This is a genomic window from Butyrivibrio sp. AD3002 (assembly GCF_000420905.1).
Lineage (GTDB): Bacteria > Bacillota > Clostridia > Lachnospirales > Lachnospiraceae > Butyrivibrio.
The window spans coordinates 232150-250918 of the sequence record NZ_ATVV01000003.1; the positions used below are offsets into that span (position 1 = coordinate 232150).

Annotated in this window: 17 protein-coding genes; 15 read left to right on the plus strand and 2 right to left on the minus strand. The window is 36.2% G+C overall.

All coding sequences use genetic code 11. The features are described from left to right. Positions 1 to 38 precede the first annotated feature (38 nt). The 15 genes from G596_RS23475 to G596_RS23490 all read left to right on the plus strand — a co-directional run bounded on the left by G596_RS23475 (position 39) and on the right by G596_RS23490 (position 16653). Positions 39 to 2129 (plus strand): glycosyltransferase, encoded by a 2091-nt coding sequence (locus G596_RS23475; protein ID WP_022760634.1) that lies wholly within the window; start codon positions 39 to 41, stop codon positions 2127 to 2129. Positions 2130 to 2132: 3 nt separating this feature from the next. Next, entirely contained in the window at positions 2133 to 3185 is a 1053-nt protein-coding gene (locus tag G596_RS0104430; protein ID WP_022760635.1) for a glycosyltransferase family 2 protein, read from the plus strand. A 27-nt stretch (positions 3186 to 3212) separates the two neighbouring features. Further along, the gene (locus tag G596_RS20870) at positions 3213 to 4160 is read left to right on the plus strand and encodes a glycosyltransferase family 2 protein (protein ID WP_022760636.1); all 948 of its coding nucleotides are present in this window, start codon (positions 3213 to 3215) and stop codon (positions 4158 to 4160) included. Between the two features lie 52 nt (positions 4161 to 4212). Continuing rightward, positions 4213 to 4965, plus strand: coding sequence for a WbqC family protein (locus tag G596_RS0104440; RefSeq protein WP_022760637.1), 753 nt, complete (start codon positions 4213 to 4215; stop codon positions 4963 to 4965). A 3-nt stretch (positions 4966 to 4968) separates the two neighbouring features. Next, entirely contained in the window at positions 4969 to 6045 is a 1077-nt protein-coding gene (locus G596_RS0104445) for a glycosyltransferase family 2 protein (RefSeq protein ID WP_022760638.1), read from the plus strand. Between the two features lie 51 nt (positions 6046 to 6096). Next, positions 6097 to 6966: a beta-1,6-N-acetylglucosaminyltransferase gene (locus G596_RS0104450; RefSeq protein ID WP_044927839.1), complete on the plus strand. Its 870-nt coding sequence runs from the start codon at positions 6097 to 6099 to the stop codon at positions 6964 to 6966. Between the two features lie 29 nt (positions 6967 to 6995). Continuing rightward, a complete protein-coding gene (locus tag G596_RS23480) occupies positions 6996 to 7961 on the plus strand; it encodes a glycosyltransferase family 2 protein (protein WP_022760640.1) in 966 nt (321 codons plus the stop codon). A 151-nt stretch (positions 7962 to 8112) separates the two neighbouring features. After that, positions 8113 to 9369, plus strand: coding sequence for an ATP-binding protein (locus G596_RS0104465; protein ID WP_022760642.1), 1257 nt, complete (start codon positions 8113 to 8115; stop codon positions 9367 to 9369). A gap of 14 nt (positions 9370 to 9383) precedes the next feature. Then, positions 9384 to 10520 carry a DegT/DnrJ/EryC1/StrS family aminotransferase gene (locus G596_RS0104470; RefSeq protein WP_022760643.1) on the plus strand — a complete coding sequence of 379 codons (1137 nt, stop codon included), beginning with the start codon at positions 9384 to 9386 and terminating at the stop codon, positions 10518 to 10520. Positions 10521 to 10563: 43 nt separating this feature from the next. Continuing rightward, positions 10564 to 12312: an ABC transporter ATP-binding protein gene (locus G596_RS20880; RefSeq protein ID WP_022760644.1), complete on the plus strand. Its 1749-nt coding sequence runs from the start codon at positions 10564 to 10566 to the stop codon at positions 12310 to 12312. Between the two features lie 38 nt (positions 12313 to 12350). Next, on the plus strand, positions 12351 to 13298 hold the full coding sequence (locus G596_RS23485; protein ID WP_022760645.1) for a glycosyltransferase: 948 nt from the start codon (positions 12351 to 12353) through the stop codon (positions 13296 to 13298). 22 nt (positions 13299 to 13320) lie between these two features. Then, entirely contained in the window at positions 13321 to 13557 is a 237-nt protein-coding gene (locus G596_RS0104485; protein ID WP_022760646.1) for an acyl carrier protein, read from the plus strand. Between the two features lie 56 nt (positions 13558 to 13613). After that, entirely contained in the window at positions 13614 to 14582 is a 969-nt protein-coding gene (locus G596_RS0104490; RefSeq protein WP_022760647.1) for an NAD-dependent epimerase/dehydratase family protein, read from the plus strand. A 49-nt stretch (positions 14583 to 14631) separates the two neighbouring features. Continuing rightward, positions 14632 to 15228, plus strand: a complete 597-nt coding sequence (locus G596_RS0104495) for an acyltransferase (protein ID WP_022760648.1) — start codon at positions 14632 to 14634, stop codon at positions 15226 to 15228. An 18-nt stretch (positions 15229 to 15246) separates the two neighbouring features. Further along, positions 15247 to 16653 carry a class I adenylate-forming enzyme family protein gene (locus tag G596_RS23490; protein ID WP_022760649.1) on the plus strand — a complete coding sequence of 469 codons (1407 nt, stop codon included), beginning with the start codon at positions 15247 to 15249 and terminating at the stop codon, positions 16651 to 16653. Between the two features lie 250 nt (positions 16654 to 16903). Here G596_RS23490 and G596_RS0104505 read toward each other — a convergent pair whose 3' ends face one another. Then, positions 16904 to 17101 (minus strand): mobility-associated LCxxNW protein, encoded by a 198-nt coding sequence (locus G596_RS0104505; RefSeq protein WP_022760460.1) that lies wholly within the window; start codon positions 17099 to 17101, stop codon positions 16904 to 16906. A gap of 12 nt (positions 17102 to 17113) precedes the next feature. Continuing rightward, a complete protein-coding gene (locus G596_RS20895) occupies positions 17114 to 18523 on the minus strand; it encodes an ISL3 family transposase (protein WP_022760461.1) in 1410 nt (469 codons plus the stop codon). Positions 18524 to 18769 lie beyond the last annotated feature (246 nt).

An 18769-nucleotide genomic window follows, 5' to 3' on the forward strand; every position in this document is an offset into this window, starting at 1 on the left:
TGGATAACAAATAAAAGTAGCCCTTTTAGGGTTTTATTATGGAAAGAATTGCTATAATAACTCCTTGCATATTGCCGGTTCCTGCAACAAAAGGAGGGGCTGTTGAGGGGCTTATTACCAGGATTATCGAGGAAAATGAGAAAAAGAATCAATTCATAATTGATTTATATTGCATTAAGGATGAAAATAGCAAAGAAATAAAATATAATAGCACGCATCTTTTGTATGTTGACAGATCTCCCATTATCGCATTTGTTGATAATAAGACAGATGCTATTTATAGAAGAATTGGATCAAATTCGAAAAGGCTTTTGGATAAAAAGGTCCTGGATTTGTTTATTGAAAGGACTAATGAACTTGAAGAGAATTATAGTGCTGTTATTGTACAAAATTTGATGTCTACAGCAATTGAGATAGTAAATTTTTGCAGAGGAAAATATGAAATTCCCGTTTTTTTTCATATGCATAATTGTGTAGACGTATATAGAAGCCCTCAGTATATTAGAGAATTGGTAAAAGCGGGAGTCCAATTTATTGCTGTTAGTAATTATATTAAGGACGAAATACTATGTTGCGATAAAAATGCGGTTGTAAATGTTTTATATAACGGTGTAAATCAGAACAATCGTATTAAGAAAGATGAAACGGAGAAAGCAACAAAGTTTTTGTATTCGGGTAGAATCATTCCGGATAAAGGTGTTAAGGAACTTGTTATTGCCTTTAGCCAATATATTGATAGACTTGATATTAGTGAGAGAAAGGAATATGGGCTAGACATAATAGGCTTTTCCGATAAAAAAACTCATTATGAAAAAACAGTAATAAAGTATGCTGAAAAGAATAAAGATAATATTCACTGTCTAAAGATGATATCCTCGGAGGAAATACTACAGAAATATTATGATTATGATGTAGTGGTAATGCCAACCCAAAATATGGAACCATTTGGACTTGTGGCACTTGAAACAATTTCTCGAGGAATACCATTAATTACGACAAATTCTGGAGCTTTACCGGAAATATTGGATGATGGAGCAGTTATAATTGACAGAGGGACATCCTTTTTGGATGATCTTGAAAAAGCACTTGGCAGATTATCTTTGGACTATGAATATAGAAGAACTATTGCTCAGAAAGGCTTAATTCGTTCGAAAAAGATTGCTGATTTTAATATAGAAAATTATTATGAAAACTTTGTTGATGTTATTTCGGAGAAATGTGAAAATACAACTGTTTCGGTCATAGTTCCTGTTTATAATGTTGAACAATATCTTGATAGGTGTGTAAATTCTCTGATAAACCAATCATATACCCAATTGGAGATTATACTTGTTGATGATGGTTCAACAGATTCTTCAGGTATGCTTTGCGATGCTTTTGCCCAGAAGGATCAAAGAATTAAAGTGGTTCATCAACAAAATCAAGGCTTGTCAGCTGCCAGGAATTCCGGGCTTGAAATAATGACCGGAGATTTAGTGTTTTTCTGCGATAGTGACGATTACTTAAATACGGATGCTATCAAGAGTATGGTCACAAAAATGTATAGAGATCATGCAGATATTGTTGCTTGTGGAATAATGCTTACAGGTGACAAAGAAGAATTGTTTACCAACGAAAACTGCGGTATGTGGAGCGGGCATGAAGCAGTTATTCAAATGATGAGAACCAATAATATATGTACTGTAGCCTGGAATAAGCTATATAAAAAGCATTTATTTGATGCTGTAAGATTTCCGATTGGAGTTCTCCATGAAGATGAAGCAACAACGTACAAGCTTATTTATAAGGCAAAAATAGTATCGTTTACGCCTGTGCCATACTATTACTATTATCAAAGAAATAGTGGCATTATGGGCGAGAAGATAAGTGATAGAAGCCATTATTACATTGATGCCTTAAAGGAAAGAGTATTGTTTTTTGAGCAAAATAAGGAAGATGATCTTATTCAGCATAGTTTGATTTCATTATTGGATGGAATTAAGTATATATACAGAAATACAGATGATAAAAAAATAAAGAAAAAAATGACACAAGCGTATAAGGAGAGTATTAACAAATGGAAAACACCCGATATAATGGGGGTTGGAAAAGCGATGTCATTATTATTGTGGGAGTGTATTAGATATTAAGCCATGGATGAGAATAAACTAGTTTCAATTGTGATGCCAACATATAATGGCTCAAAGTATATAGCGGATAGTATAAAGTCGCTTATTAAACAGACATATAAAAATATAGAAATAATAATTATAGATGACGGATCTACAGATTCTGTTGTAAAAATTTGTAGCGAATATGCGTCAAAAGATGAACGCATTAGAGTTATATCTACATCAAACAGAGGGGTGTCATCTGCAAGAAATACCGGTATTACTGAAGCAAAGGGTGACTACATTGTATTTATGGATGATGATGATTGTCCTTTTGAGAATCTGATACAAAAATACATGGAAGCTTACGACCAATGGTCTGACAAGAAAGTATCTTTTGTTACCTGTGGCATGATTTTTAGAAATTATTATAACAAACGAGTGAATGACAAGGAGTATATTCTTGAGTCGGGACGTGGCTATGTAAGAGGAGAAAACTATCTGCTGACCAGAAATTATGCAGCTACTCTTGCGTGGCTTAAATTATTCAATTTTGTTACAAACAAATGTTATGATCTTGAAATTATTAAGAAATCCGGAATTATATTTGATGAAAAGATAAGTGTTGGAGAAGATCTTAAGTTTAATATCGATTACTTAGAACAATCCGAAGGATATCTGGGAATGATCAATCTTCCGCTTTATTACTATATAAAAAGAAAAGATGACGGGTTGTCTGTTAAATATCATTCGGATGATCTTACAAATACTAAGCAGATATATAGAAGGTTTATTGCATGGGAACAAGATCAGAAAGAAGTAACAGCCGATAACATAGTGGTATTAAAATCGCTGTTTATTTATGATTGGACAAATAGACTCACTGCTATATATAAAATGCATAAAGGTGAGTCACCATTTTCCTGCGCAAAAAGGGACCTTAATAAAGAATTAAGAAGCAAAGAATTTAGGGAAATGTTGCTGGAGGTTCGAAAAGCTAAAAAAATATCTACTTTCAGGTATCTATGCCTTCGAACAGGGAATTATGAAATATTCTACTTCTTTCGCTATTTCTATCAAGCATTGAAGGGATAAAGCATTTTTATTCAAAGGAGATTTTTTTTGAGAACAGGCAGCAATAAACTGGTATCAATAATTATACCTGTTTATAACGTTGAAAAATATTTGGATGAGTGCGTAGAATCGGTTATTGTACAGTCATATGAGAACATTGAAATTATATTAGTCGATGATGGCTCAACTGATTCATGCGGGATGCTCTGTGATAAGTGGGCGACAAAAGATAGCAGAATAAAGGTTGTTCATCGACCAAATGGGGGACTCTCTGCAGCCAGAAACAGTGGGCTGGAAATTGCTAAGGGCGATTATATAAGTTTTGTGGACTCTGATGATTCAGTAAAAAAAGCTTTTATTGAAGACTTTATAGATGCATTGGAAAATACAGGTGCTGATTTTGCTTTTTGCGATATAGAGTCTGCCAGACTGGCCGAACGTGATCGATTAGGTACAGAGCAAATGATTCTGTCTGATAAGGAGTGCAGGCAATTACTGATTGACCCTCTTTCAAGAGAATATGTTGAAATGGTAGTCGCATGGAACAAGATATATAAAAAAGACCTCATCAAAGACTTAAGGTATAAAGAAGGCAAAATTCATGAAGATGAATTTATGATAAACAATTTTATTTACTCATTTAGTAAGGCCGTATATATTCCACATAGAAATTATATTTATCGTGTCAACGATGAGGGAATAACCGGTTCTGAGAATAGAAATGATTTGAGACATCTTGATGCTGTTGATGCCTACGAAGAGAGAATGCAAAAAGCTTTAGATAATAATGATATTGAATTTGCTAATTCTGTCCTAAAATGGGCGCTGTTAAAGCTTGTTCAGTTTTACAGGCATGGGAATGAGTCAATGAAAGCTGAATCATACAAAAAATACCGGCTTTTGTACGATGGCTACAAAAAATACTTGTCCGAAAAGCAGAGAATTAAGTACTGCCTTTTTAAGTTTAAACCGGAGATATTCTACAAGCTTTTTTAAATGATTCGTTACAATTAAGACAATATGGACTTTATTCAGGGAGGGAAAACCAATGAAACTTGGAATTCATCAGCCATATTTTTTTCCGTATATAGGCTACTGGCAGCTTATGAATGCGGTTGATGAATATGTTATTGCAGACAATTTGAATTATATGAAGCAGGGATATATCAACAGAAATCAGATTTTAATGAACGGGGAGGCTCAATATTTTAGAATTCCGGTTCATAAGCCCTCGCAGAATAAGTTGATTAATGAAACAGAAATTGCATTCGACGAGAATGAACTGATTAAGATGCTTAATACTATTCAAAGTGCTTATGCAAAGGCACCTAACTTTGAGAGTGTCTATGAGCATGTAAAAAATATTCTTGAATTTGGTCTAACTGATGAAGGGAAAAACATAGCGGTTTTCTTGGAAAATGCCATAAGGAAAACTGCCGCTGAGCTTGGAATTAAAACTCCGATTTACCTGGCATCAAAAGATGTGATTTTGGATGGAACATATAAGAGAGAACATTATGTTGTTGAGTCCTGCAAGAATAGAGGGGCGACTGAATATTACAATGCTATTGGAGGGACAAAACTATATTGTCAGAAGTTTTTCCGCGAAAATGGACTTGGCCTTAAGTTTTTAAAGGCGCGTGAAGACATTACCTATACACAGCTTGGTGGAAAAGAGTTTGTTCCTAATCTCTCTATTATTGACATAATGATGTTCTGTACCAAGGAACAGATAGCGGAGATACTGACACAGTTTACGCTTGAGGATGGTTATGAGAGCTTTGAAGAGGTAATCGTATAAAAAATGGTATCAGTAATTATTCCTGCATATAATGCGGGAAAAAACATAGAGAGGTGTCTTGATTCAATTTGTTCACAGGCTTATGAGGATTTGCAGATAATCGTCATTGACGATGGATCTCAAGATGATACATATAACATAATCAAAAAAATATCTCTTGGAGATTCGAGAATAATTCCTGTTCATAAGGATAATGGTGGGGTATCTTCTGCCAGAAATGTGGCACTTGATATGGTTACGGGAGAGTATGTCTTTTTTCTTGATGCAGATGATGTTGTAGAGAAGGACGCTATTCGGATTATGGTAGATGCCATGCATGAAACAAAATCTGATTGGGTGTCCGCACAATATTCAAGATGGAAAGAAAATGGGGATAAACTGAGCAATTTTGACTTTACGGTTGGTAACAGTTTTTTTTCATCAGACAATGAAAGAATTGAGTTTGCGCTTAATGAGTTATTGCCATACCGGGTTGGATATGAAGTGTGGTCTAAGCTTTATAAATCAGATATTATAAGGGACAATGGCATTATTTTTCCGGAAAATTGTAAAAGGGGAGAAGATCTTGCTTTTAATCTGAAATATTTAATGCATGCAGAAAAAATTACATGCATAGCACTCAGAGCAATTAGGTATATCATTACGGAAAATTCCGCTATGGGACAATTGAATACTCTTTCTGTTAGAATTTCTGAAAACATAAAGCTGCTTGAAGATGTCTATCATTACATAGAGTTAACAAATAATACTGCTTTTGCTAAAAAGTTTTCTCTTATGTGTTTTAAACTTATGGAACAGACATACGTTGGGTATACTCCGAATGATGTAATTAAGGCTCTGAAACAGTCTGAAGACTCATCATTTTTTATTGAGAGATTTGATGATTTTTTATGCGGGAAAGATGAGTATCTTTTAACTTGCAACAAAGATATCAGAGATATTAAGCTAAAGTATCATATGTTTATAATTTGGAACTTTAAGGGATTTCCGTTATTTGGGAGAATTATGCTTACAACATATAATTTCTATAGAAGTTTGAGGCATAGACCGGTATTACAGAAATGGAAAATGCCTTATTAAAGTAAGTTGTAAAATTTAGGTTACTATATGAAAAAACATGCATATTTGATTATGGCACATAATGAATTCAATATGTTGAAGAAGCTTTTAGTGGAGCTTGATGATGTGCGAAATGATATATATTTGCATATTGACAAAAAAGTTAAAAATGTTGATGAAAAACAGTTTTTAGCATGTGTACGGTATTCCAAAATATTCTTTGTCAAAAAAAGAAGTATTTACTGGGGGACACTAAGTATAGTAAAATGTGAAATTGGTATGCTTGAGGAGGCAACAAAAGGAAACTATAACTATTATCACCTGGTTTCCGGAGTTGATTTTCCACTTAAGAGCCAGGATTTTATTCATAATTATTTGGATGATAAAAATCTGGAGTTTATTGAGCATTATAAGGATGGCGATTCAGGCAGGTTCTTTATGGAGAAAATCAAATATTATTATCCGCTACTGAAATATGTTGGAAAAGCAGATAATGAAGGGCCGGGCTTTAGAAAGAAAATCCAAAGAAAATTGGCCTATTGGCAGACTAATATTAAAGAGTTTCAAGAGAAACATAAAGTAGACAGGACAAAAAAGTATAAGGATATTACTTTTTATAAAGGAAATCAGTGGTTTAGTATTACGCATGATTTTGCATGCTTTGTTTTGTCTATGAAAAGACAAGTTTTAAAAATGTATTGGCTTACAGATGGGGCAGATGAGTTTTTTATACCTACTTTAGCCATGAACTCCGGGTTTGCGGATAGAGTTTCAAATAATAGTCTTAGGTCAATTGACTGGATAAGGGGAACCCCTTATGAATATTCTTTGGATGATTTGACTGAACTTGAAAAATCAGATGCTTTTTTTGCCAGAAAGATTTCTTATGAAAGAAATCCGGATCTTGTAGATGGGCTCGTTAAGTATATACATGGATGTTGATTGTGTTTTAATATTGAAGGGATAAAAATATGGAAAGCAACAATGTTAAAGTAAGTGTAATAGTTGCTACCTATAATCAGGAAAAGTACATAGGACATACGTTGGAGAGCATAGTAACTCAGAACGTAAACTTTAAATTTGAGGCTCTCGTTGGAGAGGATTGTTCTAATGATGGAACGGCGAAAATAGTTAAGGAATATGCTGAAAAGTATCCGGATATTATTGTTCCATATTTTAGAGAGAAAAATCTTGGCATGTATGCAAATATTCCGGAACTCATGACTCATGCTAAGGGAGAGTATATAGCTTTCATCGAAGGCGACGATTACTGGATTGATGATAACAAATTACAGAAACAGGTAGACTTTCTTGATTCTCATCCCGATTATGTTGCATGTTTTGGTAAATGTATTATTGTTGATGAAAATGATGTTCGTCATCCTGAAAAGGAAGATTATAACGCCTTTAAAAGGGAAAAAGGTGATTTTACTATAAGGGAATTTGAACAATATATACTTCCGGGACAGACAGCGACTTCGATGTATAGAAAAGTTGTATATGGACAACTTCAGCAAAAACTTAGCCAGCTAAAAGATGCTACTCAGATAATGCAGATAGATCGAGGGCAGGTCTTGTGTATGATGGCAATAGGTAAGATGTACAACCTGGGGGAGGATGTAGCAGCTTACAGGCACGTCACTAATAAGGAGTCGGGATCATGGTCTTCTCAAAATGATTACTATGGAATTAAGCCGGTTATGCAATATCTTGACGGTATGAAGCAGATGGAGAAAATTGCTTCGGCTCTTGGGTTTGAACTTAATTTTGATGAAAGAAGGACCTATGAACTGAATAAATTATATGCTAATATGGGTACGTTCTCTAAAGAGGACACAGATAAGATTAGACAGAAAATAAAGGAGGACTATAATACAAAGCAAAAATACTATAAAGCATGTCTAAAGAATGTCTTTAAAGGGTGGAGAAGGACATAAATGCCAAAAGCAATTACTAATTTGGGGGATAATTGTGGCAAACGACATGTTTACATAAATAGAGGGGGCGTAAATACGCAAATTGAGCTTAAAATTTTAAGCGTTCAAATTTGGAACTATATATAATTCAAAAGAAGAGGAGAACATTGGTATGGAAAAATTGTTATTCTTGGGAAACAACTGTCATGTAGATGAGATGATTAAACATGCGAAGGAGAGAGGCGTATACACAATTGTTACGGATAACCTTCCTGTTGAGAAGTCACCTGAAAAGGGTATGGCTGATGAAGCATGGGATATCAGCGTAGTTGACATCGATGCACTTGAGAAGAAGTGCAGAGAAGAAGGCGTAACAGCAGTTCTTGCAGGTGCGGGAGAGACCTGTATAGAGGCTAACAAGGAACTTTGTAAGAGACTTGGTCTTCATTTTTATGCAGAAGATGAGACATTGGCAATCGTAAATGACAAGGCTGAATTCAAGAAAGTCTGCGCTGAGTGCGGAATGGAAGTTCCTATGGATTATAAACTTGATATTGAGCTTAAAAAAGAGAATATTAAGAAGATTAAGTATCCTGTAGTTGTAAAGCCTGTAGATGGTTGCTCAAGTATTGGACTTCATATCTGCTACAATGAGCAGGAACTTATTGAGGGCTATAAGGATGCTTATGAGAAGTCTGATAAGCATAAGGTTGTTGTTGAGGAGTACATTGAGGGAGAACTTGCAGGCTACATCGTTGTTGTAAAAAATGGTGTTTGTGAGCTTGCCGGCTGCGGCGATGATGTAAAAGAATATCGCAATGGCCAGAGAAGAGTATTTGGATTCCTTCCTTCAAAGCATATAAAGCTTTTTGAAAGTTACAAACCCAATATTGATAAAATGCTTACAAAGATCGGCTGTAAGGAAGGTATTTGTGGTCTCCAGTTTTTAACTGATAGTAAAAGATTTGCAATTATAGAGATGAACTACAGACTTCCGGGTGGAAAGTATCCTTTCGAGGATCTTCTTTGCAATACTATGCTTGATACAGTTCTCGAGGAAAAGAAGAACCAGCCTTGCAATGCAAAAGCTGCTATGCAGATGTATTCATACGCATTCTGGCTCAATCCCGGAACAATCAAAGAGATAAAGGGAATTGACAAGATTAAGGAACAGATTCCCGGAATACAGATTCAGCAGGTTAAGCAGGTGGGACATGTTGTTGAACCTGATACAGCTATGCGCATGATTTTTGGATTTATTCTTTTCTCATGCAAAGGTGAAGACTATGACAAATGTCTTAATATTATAAATAGTAATTTGGAAGTTATTTCAGAGTCCGGCGAAAATATGACTTGTCCTTTTGAATATAGCCGTAAAGGTTATGCTGTGAAGGTCGGTGATGTAGAGAGTGTTGGACTCGCAGTATAAAAAAGAGGAAAGAAATGAGCAGTAATAAATTCGTTGAAACGAGAGAAGGAATTTTTGTAACAAAGCCTTCGCTACCTCCACTTGACGAATATGTGGATTATTTGAAGAGGATATGGGATAAGGGTATTCTCACTAATATGGGGCCGCTCCACGAAGAATTCAGGGAAAGGCTTACAGATTTCTTGGGAGTTAATATTTGTTTACCCAGTTGTAATGGTCATATGGGACTTGAGCTTGCAATACAGGCATTTGAACTGAAGGGTGAGATAATAACAACACCATATACCTTCGCTTCCACAACACACGCTATTGTTAGAAACGGATGTACTCCGGTATTTTGTGATATCAGGGAAGAAGACTGTACAATGGATACGGAGAAAATTGAGGAGCTTATCACTGATAAGACTGTTGCAATTGTTCCGGTTCATGTGTACGGATTTCCCTGCAATGTAGAAGAAATAGAAAGAATTGCACAAAAGCATGGGCTAAAAGTCATTTACGATGCGGCCCATGCTTTTGGAGTAAGAATTGGAGAGAAGGGCATAGCTGCATATGGAGATGCTTCTATGTTCTCTTTTCATGCAACAAAAGCATTTAATACAATTGAGGGCGGATGTGTTGTCTTAAGTGATGTTAAACGAGCCATGAGACTATACCAGCTTGAAAACTTTGGAATTATGGGAGAAGAACAGGTTTCTTTTACCGGTGCCAATGCAAAGATGAATGAATTCGAAGCTGCCATGGGATTATGCAACCTTGAGCATTTTGCAGAGAATATTGAAAAACGGAAAATAGTCTATGAACGTTACGCATCAAGGCTTGCGGAATTGGATGGAGTGAGAATGCTTTCACCATACCGCAGTGATATAAAAAGAAATTATTCATATTGTCCTATATTTATTGATAAAGATATTTGTGGAATGGGAAGGGATGACGTTTATACATACCTTGCCTCCAATAATATATATTCAAGAAAGTATTTTTACCCTTTGACAAGTCAGTTTGACTGCTACAAGGATAAGGAATACAGAGGGGATACCCCTATAGCACAAAAGCAATCAGAACAGGTTCTTACTCTTCCTATGTATGCAGAACTAGAACTTGAAAAAGTTGATCATATTTGTGATTTGATAATTGAGTTTTTGAAGTAATTTTTGTTTGTTATTAGTTTTTTGAAGCAGGAGATTTATAGTAATGGCGTTGCCTATAAAAAAGGAGAAACTTCAGATTTTCGCAGATATTTTCAGAACACTTCATTGGGCCCTGAAAACACTGGAAAACTTCAAATGGAAACTTTATATTTACATTTTTTGCCTGATTTTTCAGTCACTGTATGCAATTGTTCTTACTAGTCAGATAGGTAACCTTGTAGATCTTGCGCTGGAAGATAATGTGCAGACCCTTGCGTTTAAAGGCGTTCTGTTTTTCGTACTATATGTGATTAATATAATAATCAGTCTGGTTTGCGGACGAATAGCAGCAAAGAACTTTAATGGTATGTATAATGACCTTGAGCTTCTGGCATATAGGAAAATCATGGATTCTTCCTGGCAGGATTTGACTGATTATCATTCTGGTGATCTGATTACAAGACTCTCATCGGATATCAAGGTTGTTGCGCTTAACACAAGTGGACTTGTTCCATCTATGATTTCGAAACTTACACTTATAAGTTGTGCGGGATTATATATTATATTTCTTGATTACAGTATGATTCTTGTTGTTATAGCAGTAGCGCCTATTATGCTAATTACATCAAGAATATTTATGGGAAAGATATACAGATCTCATAAAGAGATAAAAGAGATTGAATCCAGGATTACTTCGTACAATAAGGAGACTTTTAATAATATTCAGGCAGTTAAGGCTTTTGGTATTGGCAATCTGTTTTATGACAGAATGATTGAGCTGGAAAACACGAGAAAAAAAGCTGATTTAAGATCAAATAAATATTCACTGTGCTCATGGGCAATATCTTTCTTTGCCGGCATTTTGGCCGCAGGAATTTGTATAAGCTGGATGTTTTACAGAGTTCATACAGGGGTTATTTCTTTTGGATCACTTTCTGTTCTGGGATTCCTTGCATTTCAGATTGGAATGTCATTAAAGGAATTACTGAAAATGATTCCTGATATTATGGAATATATGGCATCTTATAGTCGAGTAAAAATGCTTCTTTTCTTACCGGATGAGGTTGAGGAGATTGACTCGGATTTAATCGAAAACTTTTCAAAAAAAGCAGAAAATGGTGTATCTGTTTTGATTGAAGATATGTATTTCAAGTATAAGAATGGATATTCTGTATTTGAAGGTGCTACCCTTGAGGCTAATCCCGGCGAAATAATTGCACTTGTTGGACCTTCCGGAGAGGGTAAGACAACAATGCTCAGAATTATTCTTGGAATAGTTACAGCACTTAAGGGTAAAGTGCTTGCATCAAACGGAATAGAAAGCCTCAAACTTGGTAAGCAGACCAGATCACTTATTTCCTATGTTCCTCAGGGTAATACTATGATGGCGGGAAGTATCCTGGAAAATATGAAACTGGTAAAACAAGATGCTACAGACGAAGAAATAAAGGAAGCACTTGAAACAGCGTGCATTTATGATTTTATTGAAAGACTTCCGGACGGATTAAATCATATGCTTGGAGAAAGTGGTCTTGGTTTTTCGGAAGGACAAAATCAGAGATTGTCTATTGCTAGAGCGCTTCTAAAGGATGCACCGATTCTTCTTTTGGATGAAGCTACATCAGCGCTAGACGTTGCTACTGAGCGAAAGGTTCTTAATAATATTATGATTAAGGATCCTAAGAAAACGGTAATTCTTACTACTCATAGACCAACAGTTCTTACAATGTGCGATAGAGTTTATAGATTGGCCAATAAAAAAGTTGAGGTAATCGGAGAAAGCGATATTCAAAAACTTATGGATGAATTCTAAGAAATTACTTTCATAAGATTTAAGAGTGTGGGAAAAGAATGTCAAAACAAAATCTCAAAGTAAGCGTTGTCGTTGCAACCTATAATCATGAGAAATATATCAGACATTCACTAGACAGTATCCTGTCTCAAAATGTGAATTTTGATTATGAAGTGCTTATAGGTGAGGATTGTTCAACAGACAATACCGCTGAAATTGTTAGAGAATATGCAAATAAATATCCGGATAAAATCATTCCGTTTATAAGAGAAACAAATTTGGGGATGACTGAGAACTCCCTGGACCTTATTATGCGTACAAAGGGTGAATATATAGCTCTTATCGAAGGCGATGATTATTGGATTGATTGTGACAAATTGCAAAAGCAGGTTGATTTTTTAGATACGCATCCGGATCACGAAGCATGCTTTGGCTTATGTATGATAGTTGACCAGGATGAAGTGCGCCAACCGGATAGAGAAAAGTACAGCGGGTTTATGAAACAGGGTGGATATTACACTGTTAAAGAGTTTGAAGAATACCTGCTTCCCGGACAGACTGCTACTTCTTTGTATAGACAAAGCTCGTTTGTTGGAATCTTAAAGGATTTAAAGGAATCGGGATATGATATGTCCCGTTTTATTGACAGGCACCTTGTTCTAGCCATGCTTTCAAGAGGAAAACTATATAATTCAGGTGAGTATGTATCAGCATATAGGTATGTGTTGACCACGGATTCCGGATCCTGGTCATCAAAAAATGACACTTACAGTAGCGAGAGCTTATTAAACTATCTTGATGGGCTTAAGGACTTAGAAGTACTTGCACATAACATGGGATTGTCTGTTAATTTTGACTCCAGAAGAAAATATGAATGGGATAAATACAAAAAAAATCGTTCAGCATTTAATAAAAGCGAAAAAGCTCTAATTAAGAAGAAACTTTTTTTTGACAGTAACAATAAATTTGGTATGCTTAGATATAGACTAAGACATTTTATCTGGTAAATGAAAGAAAGGGAAAGATTATATGAGTGAAATTTTTGATGTTATTGCTGATGTAATTGAGGATGTTGCTGACATTGATAAAGAGGAAATTACTGAAGAGAGCGAATTTATGGATACATTGGATTTATCCTCCCTTGAGATAATGTCTATCATTTCTAAGATTGAAAAAGAATACTCAATTAAAATTGATGAAAAGGAATTATTATCAATTACGACAGTTAAGGATTTGGAAGAACTTGTTGCTTCTAAAAAACAATAAGAAGCTCATGATTTTGATTTGTGATGATTTAATGCTTGCCGACAGGAGATAGAAGAGTGAAAAAAATACTTATTTTTGGTGTTTCCGGAAATATGGGCGGTTATCTTGCTGAGTATTTCCTCCAGAACTGTAGTGATGAATACGAGATAATAGGTGTTGACCTCGTTGAACATCCAACAGTTAAGAAAATGATAAAAACTATAACCATGAACATCAATGACGAGGAAGAGTACTCCAAACTTCCTACAGAGGATGTCTATGCAGTAATAGACATGATAGGCCCTATGCCGGCAAGAATGGTCGGATATAAGCCAATCGTGTATGTTGAAACCAATGTATTGGGTTCGTACAAAATCTTTGATTATGCGGTAAGAGTTAAGGCTGATAGAATTTTATATGCAAAAAGTTTTATTGATATTGTAAAAAGAGGTGAAAAGCAACTGGTTTTGCATGTGGATGATGAACCGTATTTTGATTACGATAACTATCATTCAGTTTATTGCGTAACGCAGAATGCGACCAAAGAACTCCTTAGATGCGTGCATGAATTCTATAAGATTAAGACCTTTACGTTTAGACTACCGCATATTTATCTGTGGAATACAAATGATCAATATAGTGTAAAGGGTGTGCCTCATAAGATGATGCACAGAATCCTTATTGATCAGGCTACGGCAGGTGAAACAATAGAAGTCTGGGGAGATCCTACAAGACAAAAGGATATGGTATATGTTAAGGATCTTTGCCAAATGTTCTTTAAGGCTTGTTTTGTAGACAGAGAGACAGGATTTTATAATGTCGGTACAGGAATCGGAACACCGCTTCTTAAGCAGATTGAGGGAATGAGAGATGTTTTTGGAGGAGAAAAGAAATCAGAACTTGTTTTTTGTCCTGAAAAGCCGAATGCACCTCAATACATAATGGATATTAAAGAAGCTGTAGATGAGCTTGGATATGAACCCAAGTATTCATATCTTGAAATGCTTGAAGATATGAAGAAAGAGCGTGAACTGGGAAGATTTTAATTATTTGTAACTGTAAAACTAAAAATATTATTTCTATGAGGGTGGAAAAATGAAAGAAGCACATATTGATGGAACTGACTTCATGGGTGAAAATCTGCGGGACAAGTTAGCATTTTGCGGTGAAAACGCAAGACTTTATCCTTTATGTAAGATGATTCATCCGGGAAATGCTGTACTGGAGGATAATTGCCAGTTATTTGATTTTGTATTTATCGATGCTGGTGAAAAACTGCGAATTGGAAAATATTCGACACTCACCTGGAATGTACTTATAGAAGGTGGCGCAAAGACAGATATAGGGCATAGGGTATTCCTGGGACCCGGTACGAAGGTGCTTACATCTACATATGAGTTTGATGGATATTATTCGATTGAACATTTACCCGGAGATGCAGGAAAAATAAGCTACGGCGATGTAATAATCGAAGATGATGCATATATCGGAGCAAATTGCACCATATTACCGGGAACTATTATACGAGAAGGCGCGTTTGTAGGAGCTAATTCGCTTGTTAAGGGTGAGCTTAAGCCATGGACTGTTTATGTTGGCACTCCCTGTAAAGAAATCAGAGCAAGGAAAAAGCCAACAGAGGAACGCGCTGCAATTGTAAATGCAATGGATTGGTCTCACCATGAATTGTCGTAATTTAAGGAAATAACACAGATGGTAAATTTTATAGGCTTATGTAAACAGTATAGTGATAGGTGTGCGTTTAAGCTTTTGAATGGAGATGACTCAAGATATATATCCTATTTGGATTTTTATAAAGATATGGGGATATGTGCAGCAGCTCTTGAAAAAAGTATTGGTAAGATGCCTGAAAAGAGAGTTGGTCTTTATCTGGATACTTCATACGAATACTTGGTAATACTGGGAGCTTTATTATTTTGTAGAACAGTTGTCGTTCCACTCAATAAACGTGAAAGTGTTGAGAATATATGCTATGAGATAGAAAAAGCAGATATTACGGATTTGATAGTTGAAGATGAAAATGCATCAGAGTTTAGTCACTTGGGAGTGAATATAGTTAAAAAGGCGGAACTTCTTTCTGATAAGACAGGGTATGTTGAATTGACCGATTTTAGTGATACAGAGCAAGATCACACTTCGCTATTGATATTTACCTCCGGTACGACTGGTAAACCCAAAGGTGTAATGCTTACAGCAGGCAATATTTTTAAATATCCCAAAACGATGTTTGACTCAAATTCACCATTTGATAGTTGTGATGGGCTTAAGGTGTACACTAATTTTCCTTTCTACCATATTGGAGGAATACTTGGGTGGATTACTAATATTGAGAATGGATGTACTACATATCTTAGCGTAAATCCGGCCAATATACTTATGGATTTGGAAAACGAACAGATAGATAGCGCAGTAGTAACGCCTGCGGCGTTAAAACTATGGAAAAAAACAATCAAGAGAGGACATATAGAAAGGCTTGGACATGCCAAATTGGTCGTAACGGCAGGCGCACCTGTTGATTTTGATACAGTTGAAGTGTTTTTGCAAAATGGAATTAGCTTTGGTCAGTTTTATGGTATGAGCGAAACCTGCGGAAATATTAGCTTCAATTTTGACTGTAAAAATCATTTGAGATCAGTAGGCCGTGCAGATGCTATGGTTGATGTTATGATAATTGATGATGAAATCTGCGTCAGAAGTCCGGGAGTCATGCAGGGGTATTATAAGGACGAGGAGGAAACGAAGAATAGCCTTATAGATGGTGTCCTTCATACAGGAGATCTTGGATACATAGACGAGGATGGATACATTTATATCACCGGAAGAAAGAAAAATCTAATCATATTATCCGGTGGTGAAAATGTTAGCCCTGAAGAGCTTGAGCAACTAGTTTATGCATGTTCTTTTGTGAAGGAATGTAAGGTGTTCGATAAGAATGACAGAATTTGTATTGAGATTTTCTGTGATGAAGCAAATAGAGAAGATATAAAAGAATATATTTCTGAATTAAATAAGAAACTTCCGATATATAAAAGAATATATGGTATTGATTTTAGAAATCAGGAGTTTGAAAAAACATCCAGCGGCAAGATAAAGAGATGAAACAGATTTTGAGAAAATCAAGAATAAAGCCAGGAAAAGCAATTATGCTTTCCTGGCTTTAACTATGCGGTCTTTTATTGGGTAATCGATTTTCGTGAGGGTTTCCCAAAGTTAATGAGGGTCAGTCGTGAGGGGCTGGCCCTTTTTTTAGTGGAGTTCGTGAGGGTTATTCGTGAGGGGCGTTCGTGAGGGTCATTCATGAGGGGCAAACTTGAGGGTCTGGAGTTATGATTCCAGACCCTCTAATAAGTTACAGTAAAATAGGATAATCAATTCCATGTTCATCAAGGATTGCCTGCAGCTCCAGGATGTAGTTGTATTGCTTTTCTATCTCTATCCAGTTGCCATGGCAAAGTGAGTCTGCTTCTTCTATCTCCTGAAGCATTATCTGATAATCCTCCCATTTGATACATTTATGGTCTTTACTGAAAGCACAATAATCAAGCATTTGTTAGTCCTCCTAAAATTCATCTTCTTCAAAGTAAACGACAGGGTTATAATCCGATACTCCGTTAAGTATAGGAGCGGATCTGGTTGAATACAGAAACCTATTGCGGAAGTGTTCAAAGTTTCTGAAGCCTCTGCCCATGCGCTTCAGATCCTTTATTTTCCTGTTTATTGATTCAATAGGACCGTTGGAAAGCCTGCTGTCATAGATTTTTCCATTTCCCATTTTTTCAACCATTATGAAAGAATTGATTATGGGATCTTCAAATTTTTCAAGAAGTGAGGCAAAATCGCGGAATATATCATGCCGGGAACTTCTGTATTCTTTTATCAGCACAGCTATTTCCAGTCTTGCTGAATGAGGATTGCCGCTGTTGCGTGAATTGAACTGCACATACTTTTCTTTAAGATCCCTGAATTCTTGAAGGTTGGGATCTATTCTGAATAGAGCGTCTTCATAATCAAATGTGTTCATAAGCCTGTGGAAATGTGGATCCATACGAAGATCATGATGGTAACGGATATTTGATAGATTGGACAGGATTAACCACCGGTACTTCTGCAGAATGTATACCTCGTCAGAGACCGGAAGAGAGACTGGTTCATGACGTTCAATAGAAAGCTTGTCCTGAAGTTCGCGGTCACGCTGACGGTACTTCTTTATCAGCTGACGGATATAATTGTCTATCAGGCGGGTTATCCATTGAATCACATGAAAGGAATCCACAACAGGGATTGCATTGGGGAAATATTTCTCTACATAGGCGATATATGGCTTGTACATGTCAGAGATCAGATATTTTACAGCTAATCGTTCTTCTATCGGAATTGCTGAAAAATAGGGCTCAGTGACATCGTTTCTTCTGCTGCGTAGCAGGTCGATTGGATCTCCAGTATGGAAGTCCTGTATGACCAGGGCATACTTGCAGTGTTCATCCATATCTATGCAGACTTCATCAATGGAGACAGCATCTGTCAGCGGCAGACGGTCAAGCTTCACATATCTGTCGAAGACTTCGTGAGCATGAGAATCTGAAACATGAAATTTCCTGGCAATAGAGACGGATGTTTCCATAAGATCTCTGTAGGCGCTAACAATCAACATATCTGTAGCGTTTGAAGTACGGCGGCGTTTGTTAACGAACTTGAAGTTTTCACTGATGTCATAAAGGCATTCAGGATTTGTACAGCGCCATCTTCTTTGTTTCAGAATAATTACAAGTGAGTAGCTATCCTGAAGAATAGGATGATTGACCTTTCGTTTTTTGACACCTCTTGAATACATCCTGTAGCCACAGTTAGGGCAATAATGAGCTACGGGCTTTGTTTCAATGGTGAGAGTTTTAGTGTGACCTTGAATCTGGGTTCCTGTGATACAGAGGTCGCCATCTTCAAGGTCTAATAAATCTGTGATACTATTCATGTATCCTCCTTCTTTGATGTATTTTCCGCAAAAAGTATCATACGAGAAGGGAGAAAGAAGGACAATGATCCTTCAAAAAAGAAACAGGATTAACCAACAAACACGTTGATGATCAATCCTGTTTCTTATTTTTTTAGGTAAAACCCTCACGAATAACCCTCAAACCAGCCCCTCAAGTTTGCCCCTCACGAGCAACCCTCATAAAAGACCCTCACGAAGGTAGCCCCTCACGAAAATCGATTACCC